Here is a 16,546-nt window from a genome sequence, read left to right on the forward strand (position 1 = left end):
GAAGTACCAGGGAACTGAGTACCTGATCCTACGTGAAAACGACATTCTAGCTGTGGTTGAATAGAAAAGCGGAAGCGCCTTGGTCAGGCCCGACAAGCGCTGGAGGGCCTGACAGTGAAGTCGTTCTTTGACTTCATTGGCAGGACCGAAGCGACTCGAGGGACTAGGCGCTGGAGCTAGACACTAATCAAAGTGTAGTGGGATAACATATAAATTTAAAATTCTGAGGAGGTTTTTCTGCAATGGCAAAAGAAATTAAGTTCAGTGAAGAAGCACGCCGCGCGATGCTTCGCGGGGTAGATTCTCTTGCAAACGCAGTAAAAGTAACTCTTGGACCAAAGGGACGCAACGTGGTTCTTGAGAAGAAATTTGGTTCACCTCTTATCACTAACGACGGTGTAACAATTGCAAAAGAAATCGAACTTGAAGATGCTTTCGAAAACATGGGTGCTAAGCTTGTTGCTGAAGTAGCAAGCAAGACGAACGACGTTGCTGGTGACGGTACGACTACTGCAACTGTTCTTGCACAGGCAATGATTCGCGAAGGTCTTAAGAACGTAACTGCCGGTGCTAACCCAATGGGAATCCGCAAAGGTATTGAAAAGGCTGTTATTACTGCTGTTGAAGAGTTAAAAGCTATTTCTAAACCAATCGAAAGCAAAGCTTCTATCGCACAGGTTGCGGCTATCTCTGCTGCTGACGAAGAAGTTGGCCAATTGATTGCAGAAGCAATGGAGCGCGTTGGCAATGACGGCGTTATCACAATCGAAGAATCTAAAGGCTTCACTACAGAATTGGATGTTGTTGAAGGTATGCAGTTCGACCGCGGATATGCATCTCCTTACATGGTAACTGATTCTGACAAGATGGAAGCTGTGCTTGAAAACCCATATATCTTGATCACTGATAAGAAGATCGGCAATATCCAGGAAATCCTTCCTGTCCTTGAGCAAGTTGTACAGCAAGGCAAGCCCTTATTGATCGTTGCTGAAGATGTTGAAGGTGAAGCACTTGCTACATTAGTAGTCAACAAGCTTCGCGGAACATTCAACGCAGTAGCTGTTAAGGCTCCTGGCTTCGGTGACCGCCGTAAGGCTATGCTTGAAGACATCGCTGCATTGACTGGCGGTGAAGTGATCACTGAAGAGCTTGGCCGTGACCTTAAGTCTGCTACAATCACATCACTTGGACGCGCTTCTAAAGTTGTTGTTACAAAAGAAAACACAACAGTCGTTGAAGGTGCTGGAGACAGCGCTCAAATCGAAAGCCGCGTAAACCAGATCCGCGTTCAAATGGAAGAAACAACTTCTGAATTTGACCGTGAAAAATTACAAGAGCGCCTTGCTAAGCTTGCTGGCGGCGTTGCAGTCATCAAGGTTGGTGCTGCTACTGAAACTGAATTGAAAGAACGCAAGCTTCGCATTGAAGATGCTCTTAACTCAACTCGCGCAGCAGTTGAAGAAGGTATCGTATCAGGCGGTGGCGTAGCGCTTCTTAACGTATACAACAAAGTGGCTGGAATCCAGGCTGAAGGCGACGAAGCAACTGGCATTAACATCGTCCTTCGCGCTATGGAAGAACCAGTTCGCCAGATCGCTCACAACGCGGGCCTTGAAGGTTCTGTAATCGTTGAGCGCCTTAAGCGCGAAGAAGTCGGAACAGGCTTCAACGCTGCAACTGGCGAGTGGGTAAACATGATCGAAGCTGGTATCGTTGACCCAACTAAAGTTACTCGTTATGCACTTCAAAACGCAGCATCCGTATCTGCAATGTTCTTGACTACTGAAGCAGTAGTTGCCGACATTCCAGAAGAAGGTGGCGCTGGAATGCCTGACATGAGTGGCATGGGCGGAATGGGCGGCATGATGTAATCTGCCCATCGAAGCCTTGATATACAAGGTTTCTGAGTAATGTAAGAGTATAATGCTAACATTTCTCTAACATGAAATAAGAAGCTTCTCATTAGTTGAACAAACTTTTGGGGAGCTTCTTTTTTTGTTTCTTGAGTATATAGATGTAAATCCCCGCAATATTTTAATCTAAATAGGATGAGGCGGCTCCATGATTTTTCGAGTGGGCGATATAAATACAGAAACTCCCCAACCATTTAGGTATGGGGAGTTTTTGCTTTTCCAGCCACCATCCAGGACTCAAAGGTCTTTTCCACAAAGACAGGCATAAAATATTACGAAGAATGGTGGATGGTGATTGAATTGCATGAGATGTCACTTATGTCAGAGATCATACAAATAGTTTCAGAGGACGCTGCTGCGAGAGGTTTTAAAAAGGTAAATAAGATTGATGTCATTGTTGGTGATCTATCGAATGTCCTGCCTGATGCCCTGGAGCTGGCGTTTATGTTTTTTCAAAGGCAGGAAGGCAGTTTGATTAGTGAAGATAGTAAGCTGAATATTATTCGGGAAGAAGCAAAAGCAAAATGCCAAACTTGCGATTGTGAATTTATTCCTGACTATAAGATTGCTCAATGTCCAATGTGCAATCTTCCCGGCAGCCTGCTTGAAAGTGGTGAAACTTTCAGGGTTGAATCCTATGAAGGAAGTGAGGAATTCGATGAAAATTAAGCTAGAAGCAGATTTGCTGAAGGATAACAACTTAGCCGCGAATTATAATCGAGAATTATTTAAAAGCAATAAAACAATTGTCATTAATATCATGAGTTCACCTGGTGCTGGAAAAACCACTCTCCTCGAAGAAACAATAAAAGCATTGCGCAATGATTTTACAGTAGCCGTAATTGAAGGGGATCTGGCTACAGATCGTGATGCAGAACGATTGAGATCTTTAGGGATAAAAACCATTCAGATTAATACAGTGGGAGGCTGTCATCTTGACGCAAGGATGATTGCCAAAGTTTTGCCAGAATTTGAGTTAGAAGATATTGAGATTCTCTTTATTGAGAACATAGGTAACCTTGTATGTCCGTCAGGCTATGATTTAGGACAAGATTTTAAAGTCGTTGTATTAAGTGTTCCAGAAGGCAATGATAAAATCCCGAAATATCCAGTGATGTTCAGACGCACTGACCTCACAATTATCAATAAAGTCGATCTCCTTCCATATGTCTCATTCAGTTTGGAAGATGCAAAAAATGACTTGGAATCTATTAATCCTGCCGCACAGCTGAAAGTCTTGTCAGCTAAGACAGGCGAAGGGCTTGAAGGCTGGGTCAATTGGATAAAGGAAGCGTATATTCAATGTACCAAGCATTAAGCATCATAGTGACAGGAAGGGTGCAAGGAGTTGGATTTCGGCCATTCGTCTATTCGCTTGCCGAAAAGTTTCATTTAACTGGAACCGTCCAAAATAATCTCGACCATGTCATTTTGATTATAGAAGGAAAAGAAGATCATCTAGGAAGAGCTGTGGAGGAACTAAAATGTTCTCCACCACCTTTATCGAAAATCAACACAATCACCGTAAAAGAAATTCCGCTTATCTATTTTGAGGAATTTACGATAGTTCCAAGCGAGAAAATAGAAACTCATTCTTTACCCTGGATTTCAGCTGATGCTGCCATTTGTGAATATTGTCTGGAAGAAATGAATGATCCAACTAATCGGCGCTATAAGTATCCATTCATAAATTGCACTCAATGTGGGCCACGCTACACGATCATCCAGGCTTTGCCTTATGACCGACCAAATACCACGATGAGTGAATTTGCGATGTGTGATCAGTGTCATGAAGAATATGAAAATCCATTGAATCGGCGACATCACGCTCAGCCAATATGTTGTACTGAGTGTGGTCCTGCCACTAGTTTATATAATCAAAACGGAGAATTGGTCACACAAGACGAGCAAGCGCTTTTTGAGATAGGTGCACTCATCAGGAGCGGCCATATCGTTGGGATAAAAGGAATCGGCGGCTATCACCTGGCATGTGATGCTCTCCAGGAGAGGGCAGTGAATGAAGTAAGAGTAAGGAAGAACCGTCCTGCGCGGCCGCTGGCCATTATGGCAAGGGACACGGGTGTTGTAAAAAAGTATTGTCATCTATCCAACGAGGAAGAGGAAATGCTGACTAGTGCTGTCATGCCTATAGTGGTTTTGCAGAAAAGAAGGGAGTGTAACCTCCCGGATATTCTATCGCCAGGTTTATCGACAATTGGAGTTATGCTGCCTTATACGCCATTACACCATAGACTATTTGAAGCAAGCGGGCTTGAATGTATGGTCATGACAAGTGCAAACCCTTCAGGATTGCCGATCCAATACAAAGATGAGTCTATGGGACATTTATGTGATTATATATTAACCCATAACCGTGATATTCACCTTCCGATTGATGATTCTGTCGTACAGTTTAGCGATGCAAATATGCTGTATCATAGGCGGGCCCGGGGATTTGTCCCAGATCCTTTTCAAACTAAATCGGAGGTTGATGGAATCATTGCTTTTGGAGGAAATCAAAAGAATACTTTTGCCGTCGGGAAGCAAAAGGACATTGTGATCAGCGCTCATATTGGTGATCTCGACAACGAAGAAATGATCCGTTTTTTCAAGGACCAACTTCATCATTATAAAAAGTGGTTGGATGTAGAAGTGAAACATATAGCAGTTGATAAGCATCCGTTGTACGCTTCAGCAACACTTGCAAAAGAATATGATTGTACCGTCATACCTGTTCAGCATCATCATGCCCATCTTGTATCCTGTATGGAGGATAACGGAATAGAGGAACCTTGTATCGGTATTATCCTTGATGGCACAGGTTATGGAGATGACGGGAACATCTGGGGGTTTGAGTTTTTATACGGAAACGTTCAATCCTTTGAACGTCTTGGTCACCTGGAATATACACCTCTTCCCGGCGGAGAAAAAGCTGTGAAGGAAACATGGAGAAATGCAGTCGGAATGCTGCATCATTATTGGCAGGATGACGGAATAGAAATGGCTATTAAACTATTCCCTGACAAAGTTGATGAAATCAACATAATAAAGAGGATGATCGTTAATCAGGTTAACACACCGATGGCGGGTACATGCGGAAGAGTATTTGATGCAGTCAGTGGCATTTTGGGAACTTGCTTAACGTCCACCTATGAAGGAGAAGCGGCAATTAAATTATCAGATCGACTGATACCGGAAACGGAACATTCAGAAGAGATTTATCCATTTCATATAAAAACAAACCAGGAGAATCAGCTTCAACTTAATCTTTCACCGATGATCTATCAAATTATCCAGGATAAATTAAACAATCATAGTGTCACCAAAATCATACAAACTTTCCATCGTACCATTGTTTCATGCTGTGTTGAGATGATCAAAAGATTAGTAGAATTAAACCCGCACATGAACAGAACGGTCATGCTGTCAGGAGGCACGTTCCAAAATATTTATTTGCAGAAAGAGATAAAAGCAAAGCTTCAGGATGAAGGGTTTGTCGTCAAGACACATAAAAACGTCCCCTGTCATGATGGCGGCTTATCGTTAGGACAAATGATTATCGCTTCTCATTCTGTATCTCATGAAAGTCAGTAAAGGTGGTGGATAAATTTGTGCCTGGGAGTACCTGCAAAGGTTATCAAGATAGAGGAGCAGACAGCTCTGGTGGATGTCATGGGGTCAAGGATGCATGTCGGCATCATATTTGTTCCGGAGGTTAAGGAAGGCGACTATGTATTGCTACATGCTGGACAGGCGATGACCGTGGTAGACGAGAAATTTGCTCATGAAAGCATCGAAGAGTGGAGGAATGTTTTAGATGGAAAGTATGAAGGCCTTTTCTGATTCGGCATTAGCCCGCCGGTCACTTGATGCCGTTATCGAATTAGCTGACGAATTTAAAAAGGAACATGGAAGAATACCAGTTTTGATGGAAGTGTGCGGATCACATACGATGGCATTTGCTAAATCAGGAATAAAAACGAGATTAAAGGATCATGTCAGGCTGATTGCTGGTCCCGGATGTCCAGTGTGTGTGACAGATCAGAAATCAATTGATGCGATGATTCAATTAGCTCAAGGGTCCAACAGAATCCTATGTACATTTGGCGATATGATGCGTGTACCAGGTTCCCGGGTCAGTCTAATGAAGGCAAAAACAGATGGCAAAGACATTCGAGTCATCTATTCGCCATTGGATAGCGTGAAAATTGCTGAGGAAAATCCTGATAAAGAAGTAATTTTCTTAGGGATCGGATTTGAAACTACCATCCCAATTTTAACTCTGGCCATTCGCGAAGCAGAAAGAAAAGAGTTGAAGAATTATAGTGTCTGGATGACAACTAAATTGGTTGAACCAGTTATGAGGGCCCTTCTTGATTCAGGGGAGGTCAAACTGGATGGCTTTATTTTACCTGGCCATGTTTCGGTCGTATTAGGCAAGAGGAGCTTTGAGTTTTTAGTTGAGGACTATAAAATATCTGGTGTTATAACCGGATTTGAACCGGTTCAATTACTAAGCGGCATCTATAAAATACTGCAACTTCTGCTTGAGAATAAGCATGATGTCTTAAATGACTATAAATATGTTGTAAAAGATGAAGGAAACCTGTTTGCTCAAAATTTACTGAAGAAATATTTGAAACTTGATGATGAGGATTGGAGAGGGATGGGGACGATTCCTAACAGCGGGCTTGTCCTTAAAGATCAATACGCACAATTTGACGCGAAGAAGAAGTACAAGGTATCTGTTGGAGAGCCGAGAAAAACAAAATGTCGTTGTGGTGAAATCATCAGGGGGCTGGTCACACCTGAAGAATGTGTTTTGTTCAATAAAGGCTGTACACCAACTCAGCCGATAGGGCCTTGTATGGTTTCAACGGAAGGAACTTGTGCGGCTCATTATCAATACATGAGAGGGGATTAGACTTGGTACAGAAGATTGGTTTAGCTCATGGAGAGGGTGGGGAACTTACTCACCAGCTTATACAAGATGTTTTCATTAATTCATTTGGTCATGGAGAGCAAACCAAATTGGATTCTGCCATTCTCACAATTTCTCAAAAAAATATTGCTGTGACGACAGATAGTTTTGTCGTAAAGCCTGTTTTCTTTCCTGGAGGTAATATAGGAAAGTTGGCCATAGCGGGAACAGTGAATGATTTATCTGTTAGTGGAGCAATCCCACGGTTTATTACAGCCGGATTCATTCTGGAAGAAGGGTTTCCTATTCCAGACTTGAAGAAAATCGTCCAAAGTATGGCAGAAGAGGCGGAACGGGCAGATGTCCAGATTATTGCCGGAGATACAAAAGTGGTGGACAAGGGAGGTGTAGATGGCATATTCATCAATACAACAGGGATTGGGGAGGTGCATGAGGAGAGAAGGCCGAACCCGGAAGATATCAAAACAGGTGATGCTGTAATCGTAAGCGGCACAATAGGAGACCACGGTATTTCTATTCTAAGTGCTCGCCAGGAGCTGGGATTGATGACCGATGTCACGAGTGATTGTGCATCACTAAATCATCTTGTCCAAGAGCTTACAAATGAAGTTGGTGGTATTCGAATCATGAGAGATCCGACAAGAGGTGGATTGGCTACTACTCTTGTCGAGATATGCGAAGACTTCAACGTGACGATCGAGCTTGATGAAGCCGCTATTCCTGTCAGAAGGGATGTCCAGGGAGCATGTGATATTTTAGGATACGATCCTCTTTATCTAGCTAATGAGGGGAAAGTTGTCATCATTGCAGATTTAAATTCTGTAGAGAAAACGATCGAAATCCTTAAGAAAAATGGCTTAGGGAGAAATTCCAGTGTGATCGGCCAGGTTTCCTCAATGGATGCAGGCAAACTGTTGTTAAAGACTCCTTTTGGAACAACGCGCAGGCTGCAGCGCCTCTCAGGCATGCTCTTGCCAAGAATATGTTAATTATTCCTGGGCTCTCGCATAGGATATGAGGAAGCCGCCTTAAGGAGAGGAAGTCATGAACAACACAGAGTTAATCAGATTACAGCTGAATCACCTTGTTACTCAGGCACGGCATGATATATATACACTTTCCAGAACGAATGACCTCTATGTAAAACAACAAATTTTACAACGTTTATGGGATTCACTATCTTCCATTCAGTTTTTAAGTGAACTGCTGGCTAATCAAGCCTTAAAAAATTCCACTTTACCACATATGCCAGTAATGCAGCAGCCGGTAAATACAAATCAGCCACAAATCCCGCCAATCACTCCCTTGCCAAATCAAAATACTCAAACAAACAATCAACGACTTTTTACAATACAAGAATTAACAACATTCGATGGTAAAAACGGAAGACCTGCTTATGTTGCGGTTAATGGAATCGTCTATGATGTGACGAACAATCGGGCGTGGGCAGCGGCTACTCATTTTGGTTTAGTCTCAGGGAAAGATTATACACAGGAATTCGCTTCTTGCCATGCAGGACAACAGTCAATTCTCGCCATGCTGCCAGTGGTTGGGAGGTTAGTGTCATGAGCCAACCAATCTTGCCGCCTGAACCTTTAACGAATGAGGCAATTGCTGAACGGCTTACCAATACAGTTATTAAGAGAATTGATAGTGGTTTGGTCAAAAAAAGGAACTTAGTGTACTTAGAATTAAACGGCTGCTCTGGCAACATTATTTCTTTATTAAATGGCCAGAATCCTGATATAGAATATGCGTTAAATTCAATGGTCAATCTTCGGTACAGCAATAGTCTAATGGCAGCTGAAGGAGAACAAGCTGTTGAAAAACTAATGGATACCTTGGATGAAGATTTCATTTTAGCTGTTGAGGGTGCTGTGGCGTTAAAAAATAACGGTCTTTACAACATCATCGGCAGCTGGAAAGGAAAGCCGCTTACAGGTCTTCAGGCAGCTAAAATGCTTGGAGAAAAGGCATCGAGCATTTTGGCTGTTGGTGCATGTGCAACACATGGGGGCGTCTCTGCTGCTAAGCCCAATCCGTCTGAGTCAGTCGGTTTACAAACGGTTCTTCCAGAAAAGAAGATGATTAAACTGCCAGGATGTCCTGTTCATCCTGACTGGTTCTTAGGAACACTGGCCCATCTTATCCTTTACGGAGAACCAGAAACTGATAACCTGGGCCGACCGCTTATGTTTTACAGTACCCTCATTCATGACCGCTGCCCAAGGAGGCCTTTTTTTGACCGGGGGATTTTTGCTGAGAAATTAGGAGATAAAACATGTTTATTCAAGCTTGGATGCCGAGGGCCGGTGACAAGGGTTGATTGTCCAACCAGACAGTGGAATGGCCATGTCAATTGGCCAATAGGGGATGATACTCCATGTATCGGCTGTGCGCAATTTGGCTTCCCGGATGCAATGGCGCCATTTATCAGTTATGACACGACAAGGGTGGTGAAGGATGAGTAAGCGAATTGTGATTAATCCCTTGACTCGAATCAGCGGCTTTATGGAAATTGATGTTACGGTAGAAAATAACCAGGTAGTGGATGCAAAAACAAGCGGCAATTTATTTAGAGGCTTCGAGCAAATGATGGTAGGAAGAAGTCCATTTGATTCTGTTTATTTTACCCAGCGGATATGCGGGATTTGTTCAGCGGCCCATTCGATGGCATCTTCTTTGGCATTGGAGGATGCCCTGAATATTGAGCCGATGGAACAGGGAAAGTATTTAAGGGATATCATTCATTGCTGTGAGTTCCTGCAAAATCATATACGCCATTTTTATCAATATACAGTTCCTGATTTTGTGAAAATAGATCAAAATTCTCTATTCCAGGCCGATCATGATGATTTCCGATTGCCAATGGAGATTAATGACCGGATTGCCAGGCATTACTTTGAATCTCTCACAATAAGCAGGCTTGCTCACCAGATGTTAGCGGTCCTGGGAGGAAAAGCCCCTCATAATCATGGAGTCTTCATCGGTGGGATTACGACTCAGGCAACAGCAGAAAAGGTTGTTCATCTGGATTCTATTTTACAGAAGATATCTGCGTTCATTGATGAAAAAATGATTCCGGATGTATATGACATTGCCCGTTATTATCAAGAGTATTTTCAGTTAGGGAGCGGATACGGGAACTTGCTATCATATGGTTCTTTTAATAATTATAAAGAGCTTGGGACGTTATATGTTGATCCGCTTGTATTGACCGCGGAAGGGATTCAGGTGTTTGACGAAAGGAAAATCCGTGAGAAAATTGATTACTCTTACTTTACATCTACTTCACCAGGTGAAGGTGCGCCAGAGCCAGATATGGATAAGAAGGATGCCTATTCATGGGTAAAAGCGCCAAGGTATAATGGTCTCCCTTTTGAGGTTGGGCCGCTGGCAAGATTAATATTGAGCGGGTTATATAATAATGGGATCTCTGCAATGGATCGAACGATCGCCAGGGCACTGGAGGCAAAGAAAATTGCAGAGATAATGAAAGTCCTGCTCCAGCAGATCATACCAGGAGTGGATGTGCAAAAAAAATATGAACTTCCTGAATCAGCATCTGGAAGGGGATTAGTCGATACGACGAGAGGTGCGTTGGGACACTGGCTTAAGATAGAAGATAAGAAGATTTCATTCTATCAAATCATCACTCCATCTACTTGGGACTTTTCAACCCGGGATGAAAACGGCTATAGAGGAACTGCTGAAGAAGCATTGATCGGCACACCAATCCAAAACCCGGAGAAACCTGCCGAGATCGGAAGGATCCTGCGTTCATTTGATCCATGCATGTCATGCGCGACCCATGTATACATTCCTGGAAAACAAGTAAAAACAATAAAGGTGTTTTAATGGAGAAAATAATCGTTTTAGGTATTGGCAATCAGCTTATGATGGATGATGGAATCGGAATTTATTTGATTGAGCAACTTTCTAAAATGAATAGTACACCTGATATTTCTTTTTTGATTGGTGAGTCGGATATCGATTATTGCATGGAGCAGATAATGGACGCTTCATTAGTGATTATTGTGGATGCAGTGTGTTCAGGAGACACGCCAGGAAAGCTTACGGTTTATCCCCTTTCCGATTTACACCAACACCAGGAATTAGATATTTCCCCCCATAATTTTCATCTGTTTCAACTGTTGTATCTACAGAAAGAATCTATAAAGGGATATCTCATAGGAGTGGAACCTTATGAGATAAGGTTCAATATCGGATTAAGCACATCGTTGATTGAGAAATGGGATACCATTTTACAGGATGTATCGGATACTATCGAGGAATTGATTGTGGGGTATGAAGTGGATAAGAAATAAAAAACTTTCAGTAGCAATATGAAAAATAAAGTATTAAAAAAGGGCCTGTCTATTTTACAGGTCCTATTTGTATATCGCTTCGTTAATAGTCAGTTTCCGATTTCAACAAAGTTCTGGCAATTGGCTTAATGATTGGTTCCTACGAGTGAAAATATTCCCTATACGATATGAAAATAGCGATATATCTGCTAGAATAGGCGATATAACTCTTGCGGATTTAGTTGGAATTTGTCATTATTTGAAGTATGGGAGGTGCGATATGCGAATCGATATACAACCGAATGAACAGGCATTCTCAACAAAAGAAGTCGCGGAAGAAGTAGGGATTGCTACACCCACTGTCCGAAAGTACGGTCAAATTCTGGAACGGAACGGTTATGAGTTTTTGAAAGATGGTGACCGGCGTATCTTTGTTCAATCGGATATTCAAGCGCTTATAGCGCTGCGCGATACGGACAAGCCGTTGGATGATACGGCTAAGGATCTCGTGCAACAGCAAAAGGAAAGATTGGAAGGGCCGAATGGAACGGAGATAGCGCTCGGCGATACAGCCGATCATCTGCCGCAGGACCCGAATCAATTAAAAGAGCTTTTTCTTTTTGTCGCAAATGAACTTGCAGCCGCACGTGAAATGAATGTCCAGCTGAAAAACGATATGGCTCAGTTGAAAACAAATGTCTCCCAACTTCAGCAGGACCATCATGTAATCAGCTCCAGTATCGGAAATTCAGCACAAAGAACAAATTCGAAGATTGAAAGATTCATCGAACAGCAAAATACCCATTACGAAAGCTTGCTGCAGCAGGAAAGAGAGAGAAGTGAACTTCTGCAAAAAGAGATACAAAAAATGCGGGAGGAACAAAAGAGCGAGTGGAATTCCCAAAATGATTTTAACAAACGTCTGGAAGAAGAAATCCAGAAAAGAAAATGGGGATGGCTAACAGCAATATTCAGGAAATAAAGTGTTATAGATAGCTGGAATTAAGCGATATTCCTGTTGTGTCATGGAGTGTATTGCTGGCAATATAAACAAACATGGTTGGTGTAAAGTTAGGCAAGTCATATATCGCCTGACGATATGCTATTCGAAATCAAGTTTAAAACCTCAAGACAGGAAAGTTAAAATAAGGTTCCGGAGATCGGTATTTCTACTTTCAAAATCCAACAATTTCCCGAGAAATATCTACAAATTTCTGATTTGGCATTCGACAAATTATCAGGTCGAATTAAAGGAATTGAGACCATTATTATCTGCACGCGGATAAATGATTACATAAATAAAACCCCTTATGGAGGAGCAAACTCCATAGGGGGTTTTTATCGTATATTCTATAATAGTTTCTTCATGCGTCCTGCAAGTGGGACTACGATCAGACCTGCAATCAATACCTGCATCACATTGCCAGGGATTGATCCAAATGGCTGGATCCAGTTGCCGTAAAGGACTACTTCAGTAAAATAGTAGCCTACGATTTTAATGACAAGGGCAACGAAAACTGCCAGAGAGTATACTAACACTTTTTTGCCAGGCATTTTTTCAGCGATCAAACCAGCTACATAGCCCATCGCGCCAACGATAACGAAAGTGAATGGCGCCCACAATGCCCAGCCGGAAATAATGTCGAACAAGCCCATGCCGAACGCTCCAGCTATCGCTCCTGTTTTCCTTCCGTAGACGAAAGCGGCAATAAATAGTGGAATGTTTCCCATGTGAATCAGGCCTCCATTACCCATGATCGGGAGCCTGATGTTGATGAACATGGTTGCTACAACGGTCAGTGCAATAAAAAGTGCATTGATAACTAAAACTTTTGTTTTAGTTGTTTCTTTGGTTGGAGAGTATGCTGCATTCATTTGGAAACCTCTTTCTTTGTTCAGGACTTTTTCGTTTGCCTCGAAACTTCCTTTTTACTTACTATCTTACTCCTTATTGGTAACTTAATAAATACATAATAATATACACTTGTACAGAATTTTGGGAATTTAATTTTTCTCCCTTTTGGCAGATATGAATCGAAGCATTGATTTCGGGAAACATAACGATATCTTATTTGGAAATCGATGATGGGGAGTTGGCTGAAGTGAATAAGGTATCAAATGTGTTCTGGATTTCTCTCGTTCTTGCGAGTGGATTTGTGATTTGGGGCGTGGTTGCTCCGGTTCAATTAGGTGAAGTAATGGATCAAACTAAGGCATTCTTTTTAGACTCATTTGGATGGTTTTATCAATTAGCAGCTTCTTTCTTCCTCCTGTTTGCGTTATTTTTGATTTTTAGCAAGTATGGAAAAATAAAATTAGGAGCAGATGAGGACAAACCGGATTTTAGCAGAGCCACTTGGTTTGCCATGCTATTTAGTGCCGGTATGGGAATCGGATTGCTATTCTTTGGAGTCTCGGAGCCTATTTCCCATTTTGCCAATCCGCCAATTGGTGAAGGGGGAACACCTGAGGCAGCAAAAATCGCTCTAAGATACACCTATATGCATTGGGGGTTTCATGCCTGGGCTATTTACGCAGTCATCGCACTTGTCCTGGCCTACTATAAATTCAGGAAAAAGAAACCGGGACTGATGAGTATAACCCTCGCTCCTCTATTAGGGGAACGCTCAAAAGGGGCGATTGGAATCACCGTGGATGTAGTCGCGGTTTTTGCAACGATTTTTGGTGTAGCAGCATCTTTAGGGTTGGGAGCGGCACAAATTAATGGGGGTCTTAACTATGTTGCCGGGATACCGAACAACTTCACAACTCAGCTTGTTATTATAGTAATCGTAACCGTTCTCTTTCTCCTTTCTGCCAGCACGGGTCTGCAAAGGGGGATTAAGTATTTAAGCAATGCCAATTTAGTTTTAGCCGTCCTTTTGCTTTTTGGATTTTTAATTTTAAGTCCAACAGGATTTGTCCTTGATCTATTTACCACAACGCTCGGAAGTTACGTGCAAAACCTGCCAAGCATGGGTTTAAGGCTCACTCCCTTTAATGAAGAACAAGCGAGTTGGATAAAGGACTGGACGATTTTTTATTGGGCTTGGTGGATTGCCTGGGCCCCTTTCGTTGGTACATTCATTGCGCGTGTGTCCAAGGGAAGGACGGTGAGAGAGTTTATGATTGCCGTTCTCGTTATCCCTACAATAGTATGTGCTTTCTGGTTTGCGGTTTTTGGAGGTACTGCTATTTACTTCGAATACTTTGAAGGTGCTAACATAGCCGGGCAAAACTTAGAAACAGCACTTTTTTACGTATATGACCTTTTACCATTTTCGGGTGCACTGGTCATTGTTACATTGTTGTTAATTACTACATTCTTTGTTACTTCAGCAGATTCAGCCACCTTTGTCTTAGGGATGCAAACAGCAAAAGGAGACTTGAACCCTCCCAATGTGGTCAAAATTATCTGGGGGCTTTTTCTATCAGCCTCTGCTGTCGTATTAATGCTCTCCGGCGGACTGAGTGCAATGCAAACAGCCATCATAGTCAGTGCTTTTCCACTTACCTTTGTATTGATTGCCATGTCATTTTCGATATTAAAAGACTTTAGATCAGAGGTCATTGAAAAAAAGCCAAAAAAGGAAAAAGGGAAATTGTTAAAAAAAGAAGATAAGCCAGATCCGAGCCCTATTTAAAAACAACGGCGCGTTGGATTTGTATAAGGCTAATTATAAACAGCATTAATATTGGCATAGGAGGACCCTCACTAATGAGGGTCCCAGACTGTAGACAAACTCGATGAAAATCGAGCTTGTCTACAGTCTTTTTTTAGTTTTGAGGAGAAACGGGGCTGTTGATTTCCGTTCCAGGCGCTGCGCTTTCCGCGGGGCTGGCGGTGAGCCTCCTCTCCGCCGTTGGCGTCTGCGGGGTCTCACCTGTCCAGCTGATCCCGCAGGAGTCTACGCGCCCTCCACTCCAATCAACAGGAATTCCAAACTTAACGTAGAACTAAACATAAGTCTATTTTAAAATAGATACATATAACGCTTGAGGTGATAAAGATGCTTTCGAAAAACAATCCAATCCAACGAGATCAATTAGAAATGGTTGCTTTAGACCAGCTTGTTCCTCAGGACCATTTAGTCCGCAAGATGGAAGCAGCCCTTGATTTTTCGTTTATTTATGAACTGGTGAAGGATGTATATTCTGAAGTAGGTCGCCCAAGTATTGACCCTGTCATTTTAATTAAACTCACCTTTATTCAATACACCTTTGGTATCCGTTCAATGCGCCAGACCATTGCGGAAGTAGAAACGAACATGGCCTATCGCTGGTTTTTGGGTTATGGATTCCATGATAAAGTGCCGCACTTCTCCACCTTCGGGAAGAATTACGAACGTCGTTTTAAAGATACCGACTTGTTTGAACAGATCTTCTATCGAATCCTCAAGACTGCAGCTGAAAAGAAACTCATCAGTGCCGAACACGTCTTTATCGATTCAACACACGTAAAAGCAAGTGCGAATAAGCATAAATTCGAGAAGAAAGTGGTGCGTAAGGAAACAAGAGCGTATCAAGAGAAACTCCAGGAAGAAATCAATCAGGATCGGGAAGACCATGGCAAGAAACCTTTTCCTCCTGATAAGTTCGATAAGGAAGAAACGAAGGAAATCAAGGAGAGCACGACCGATCCTGAGAGTGGATACTACGTTAAGGACGAGCGAACAAAGCAGTTTGCCTACTCTTTCCATGCGACATCAGATCGTAACGGATTTGTCTTGGGAACCATTGTGACACCTGGAAATACACATGACAGCCTGATCCTTGAGCCACTGGTAGAACAAGTGATAGAGAAAGTCGGAAAGCCCAAAGCCGTTGCGGCCGACGCAGCCTATAAAACTCCAGTTATTACGAAGTTTCTGATGGAAAACGAAATGACCCCAGCATTGCCTTATACCAGACCACGGACGAAGGATGGCTTTTTCCGCAAATATGACTATGTATATGACGAATTCTACGACTGTTATTTGTGTCCTGCCGGAGAGATCCTGAAGTATTCGACCACCACAAAAGAGGGGTATCGTGAATATAAATCCCCCAAACACATCTGTGCAACCTACCCGTTTTTAGCGCAATGTACAGAAAGCAAAGATCATCAAAAGGTGGTAACGCGCCATATCTGGCAGGAGTATGTGGAAGAAGCGGACCACTTGAGGCACAAACAGGCAGTAAAAGAAATCTATGCGAAGCGCAAAGAAACCATAGAGCGCGTATTCGCAGATGCAAAAGAAAAGCATGGTATGCGTTGGACAACCCTGAGGGGACTTAAAAAATTGTCGATGCAGGCGATGCTTACTTTCGCTGCCTTGAATTTGAAGAAGATGGCCAACTGGACTTGGAGAAGTCCAGAAATGGCCTAAAAGTATAGCGGAAAA

15 protein-coding genes are annotated in these 16,546 nt (G+C 42.5%); 14 read left to right on the top strand and 1 reads right to left on the bottom strand.

Going from position 1 to position 16,546, the window contains the following annotated elements:
* Positions 1-242 precede the first annotated feature (242 nt).
* The 12 genes from groL to ACH0QE_RS07015 all read left to right on the top strand — a co-directional run bounded on the left by groL (position 243) and on the right by ACH0QE_RS07015 (position 12,144).
* Entirely contained in the window at positions 243-1,871 is a 1,629-nt protein-coding gene (gene groL, locus ACH0QE_RS06960) for a chaperonin GroEL (RefSeq protein ID WP_415799980.1), read from the top strand.
* Between the two features lie 330 nt (positions 1,872-2,201).
* Complete coding sequence (locus ACH0QE_RS06965) at positions 2,202-2,582, top strand: hydrogenase maturation nickel metallochaperone HypA (RefSeq protein ID WP_415799981.1); 381 nt, start codon at positions 2,202-2,204, stop codon at positions 2,580-2,582.
* On the top strand, positions 2,572-3,231 hold the full coding sequence (hypB, locus tag ACH0QE_RS06970) for a hydrogenase nickel incorporation protein HypB (protein WP_415799982.1): 660 nt from the start codon (positions 2,572-2,574) through the stop codon (positions 3,229-3,231). Before ACH0QE_RS06965 ends, hypB begins: the two co-directional genes overlap by 11 nt.
* Positions 3,216-5,507: a carbamoyltransferase HypF gene (gene hypF, locus ACH0QE_RS06975; protein ID WP_415799984.1), complete on the top strand. Its 2,292-nt coding sequence runs from the start codon at positions 3,216-3,218 to the stop codon at positions 5,505-5,507. The genes hypB and hypF overlap by 16 nt, the downstream gene beginning before the upstream one ends.
* Positions 5,508-5,522: 15 nt before the next feature.
* Positions 5,523-5,756: a HypC/HybG/HupF family hydrogenase formation chaperone gene (locus ACH0QE_RS06980; RefSeq protein ID WP_415799985.1), complete on the top strand. Its 234-nt coding sequence runs from the start codon at positions 5,523-5,525 to the stop codon at positions 5,754-5,756.
* Positions 5,731-6,837, top strand: coding sequence for a hydrogenase formation protein HypD (hypD, locus tag ACH0QE_RS06985; protein WP_415799986.1), 1,107 nt, complete (start codon positions 5,731-5,733; stop codon positions 6,835-6,837). The genes ACH0QE_RS06980 and hypD overlap by 26 nt, the downstream gene beginning before the upstream one ends.
* A gap of 2 nt (positions 6,838-6,839) precedes the next feature.
* On the top strand, positions 6,840-7,844 hold the full coding sequence (gene hypE / locus ACH0QE_RS06990; protein WP_415799987.1) for a hydrogenase expression/formation protein HypE: 1,005 nt from the start codon (positions 6,840-6,842) through the stop codon (positions 7,842-7,844).
* Between the two features lie 55 nt (positions 7,845-7,899).
* Positions 7,900-8,424 carry a cytochrome b5 domain-containing protein gene (locus ACH0QE_RS06995; RefSeq protein ID WP_415799988.1) on the top strand — a complete coding sequence of 175 codons (525 nt, stop codon included), beginning with the start codon at positions 7,900-7,902 and terminating at the stop codon, positions 8,422-8,424.
* Positions 8,421-9,326: a hydrogenase small subunit gene (locus tag ACH0QE_RS07000; RefSeq protein WP_415799989.1), complete on the top strand. Its 906-nt coding sequence runs from the start codon at positions 8,421-8,423 to the stop codon at positions 9,324-9,326. Before ACH0QE_RS06995 ends, ACH0QE_RS07000 begins: the two co-directional genes overlap by 4 nt.
* Positions 9,319-10,713 carry a nickel-dependent hydrogenase large subunit gene (locus tag ACH0QE_RS07005; protein WP_415799990.1) on the top strand — a complete coding sequence of 465 codons (1,395 nt, stop codon included), beginning with the start codon at positions 9,319-9,321 and terminating at the stop codon, positions 10,711-10,713. The genes ACH0QE_RS07000 and ACH0QE_RS07005 overlap by 8 nt, the downstream gene beginning before the upstream one ends.
* Positions 10,713-11,183: a hydrogenase maturation protease gene (locus ACH0QE_RS07010; protein WP_415799991.1), complete on the top strand. Its 471-nt coding sequence runs from the start codon at positions 10,713-10,715 to the stop codon at positions 11,181-11,183. The genes ACH0QE_RS07005 and ACH0QE_RS07010 overlap by 1 nt, the downstream gene beginning before the upstream one ends.
* A gap of 259 nt (positions 11,184-11,442) precedes the next feature.
* Positions 11,443-12,144, top strand: a complete 702-nt coding sequence (locus ACH0QE_RS07015; protein ID WP_415799992.1) for a hypothetical protein — start codon at positions 11,443-11,445, stop codon at positions 12,142-12,144.
* Positions 12,145-12,512: 368 nt separating this feature from the next.
* Here ACH0QE_RS07015 and ACH0QE_RS07020 read toward each other — a convergent pair whose 3' ends face one another.
* Positions 12,513-13,037 carry an ECF transporter S component gene (locus ACH0QE_RS07020; protein ID WP_415799993.1) on the bottom strand — a complete coding sequence of 175 codons (525 nt, stop codon included), beginning with the start codon at positions 13,035-13,037 and terminating at the stop codon, positions 12,513-12,515.
* Positions 13,038-13,264: 227 nt separating this feature from the next.
* On the opposite strand from ACH0QE_RS07020, the gene ACH0QE_RS07025 reads away from it, so the two are divergent.
* Positions 13,265-14,806 carry a glycine betaine uptake BCCT transporter gene (locus tag ACH0QE_RS07025; protein WP_415799994.1) on the top strand — a complete coding sequence of 514 codons (1,542 nt, stop codon included), beginning with the start codon at positions 13,265-13,267 and terminating at the stop codon, positions 14,804-14,806.
* A 366-nt stretch (positions 14,807-15,172) separates the two neighbouring features.
* The gene (locus ACH0QE_RS07030) at positions 15,173-16,531 is read left to right on the top strand and encodes an IS1182 family transposase (RefSeq protein ID WP_415799995.1); all 1,359 of its coding nucleotides are present in this window, start codon (positions 15,173-15,175) and stop codon (positions 16,529-16,531) included.
* Positions 16,532-16,546: the final 15 nt, after the last annotated feature.

Source organism: Mesobacillus sp. (assembly GCF_047739415.1).
Lineage (GTDB): Bacteria > Bacillota > Bacilli > Bacillales > Cytobacillaceae > Mesobacillus.

Bases quoted from the DNA above. Each gene is read 5' to 3' on its own strand.
- groL (WP_415799980.1), top strand. From the start codon at position 243: ATGGCAAAAGAAATTAAGTTCAGTGAAGAAGCACGCCGCGCGATGCTT.
- ACH0QE_RS06965 (WP_415799981.1), top strand. From the start codon at position 2,202: ATGGTGATTGAATTGCATGAGATGTCACTTATGTCAGAGATCATACAA.
- hypB (WP_415799982.1), top strand. From the start codon at position 2,572: ATGAAAATTAAGCTAGAAGCAGATTTGCTGAAGGATAACAACTTAGCC.
- hypF (WP_415799984.1), top strand. From the start codon at position 3,216: ATGTACCAAGCATTAAGCATCATAGTGACAGGAAGGGTGCAAGGAGTT.
- hypD (WP_415799986.1), top strand. From the start codon at position 5,731: ATGGAAAGTATGAAGGCCTTTTCTGATTCGGCATTAGCCCGCCGGTCA.
- ACH0QE_RS06995 (WP_415799988.1), top strand. From the start codon at position 7,900: ATGAACAACACAGAGTTAATCAGATTACAGCTGAATCACCTTGTTACT.
- ACH0QE_RS07000 (WP_415799989.1), top strand. From the start codon at position 8,421: ATGAGCCAACCAATCTTGCCGCCTGAACCTTTAACGAATGAGGCAATT.
- ACH0QE_RS07005 (WP_415799990.1), top strand. From the start codon at position 9,319: ATGAGTAAGCGAATTGTGATTAATCCCTTGACTCGAATCAGCGGCTTT.
- ACH0QE_RS07010 (WP_415799991.1), top strand. From the start codon at position 10,713: ATGGAGAAAATAATCGTTTTAGGTATTGGCAATCAGCTTATGATGGAT.
- ACH0QE_RS07015 (WP_415799992.1), top strand. From the start codon at position 11,443: ATGCGAATCGATATACAACCGAATGAACAGGCATTCTCAACAAAAGAA.
- ACH0QE_RS07020 (WP_415799993.1), bottom strand. From the start codon at position 13,037: ATGAATGCAGCATACTCTCCAACCAAAGAAACAACTAAAACAAAAGTT.
- ACH0QE_RS07030 (WP_415799995.1), top strand. From the start codon at position 15,173: ATGCTTTCGAAAAACAATCCAATCCAACGAGATCAATTAGAAATGGTT.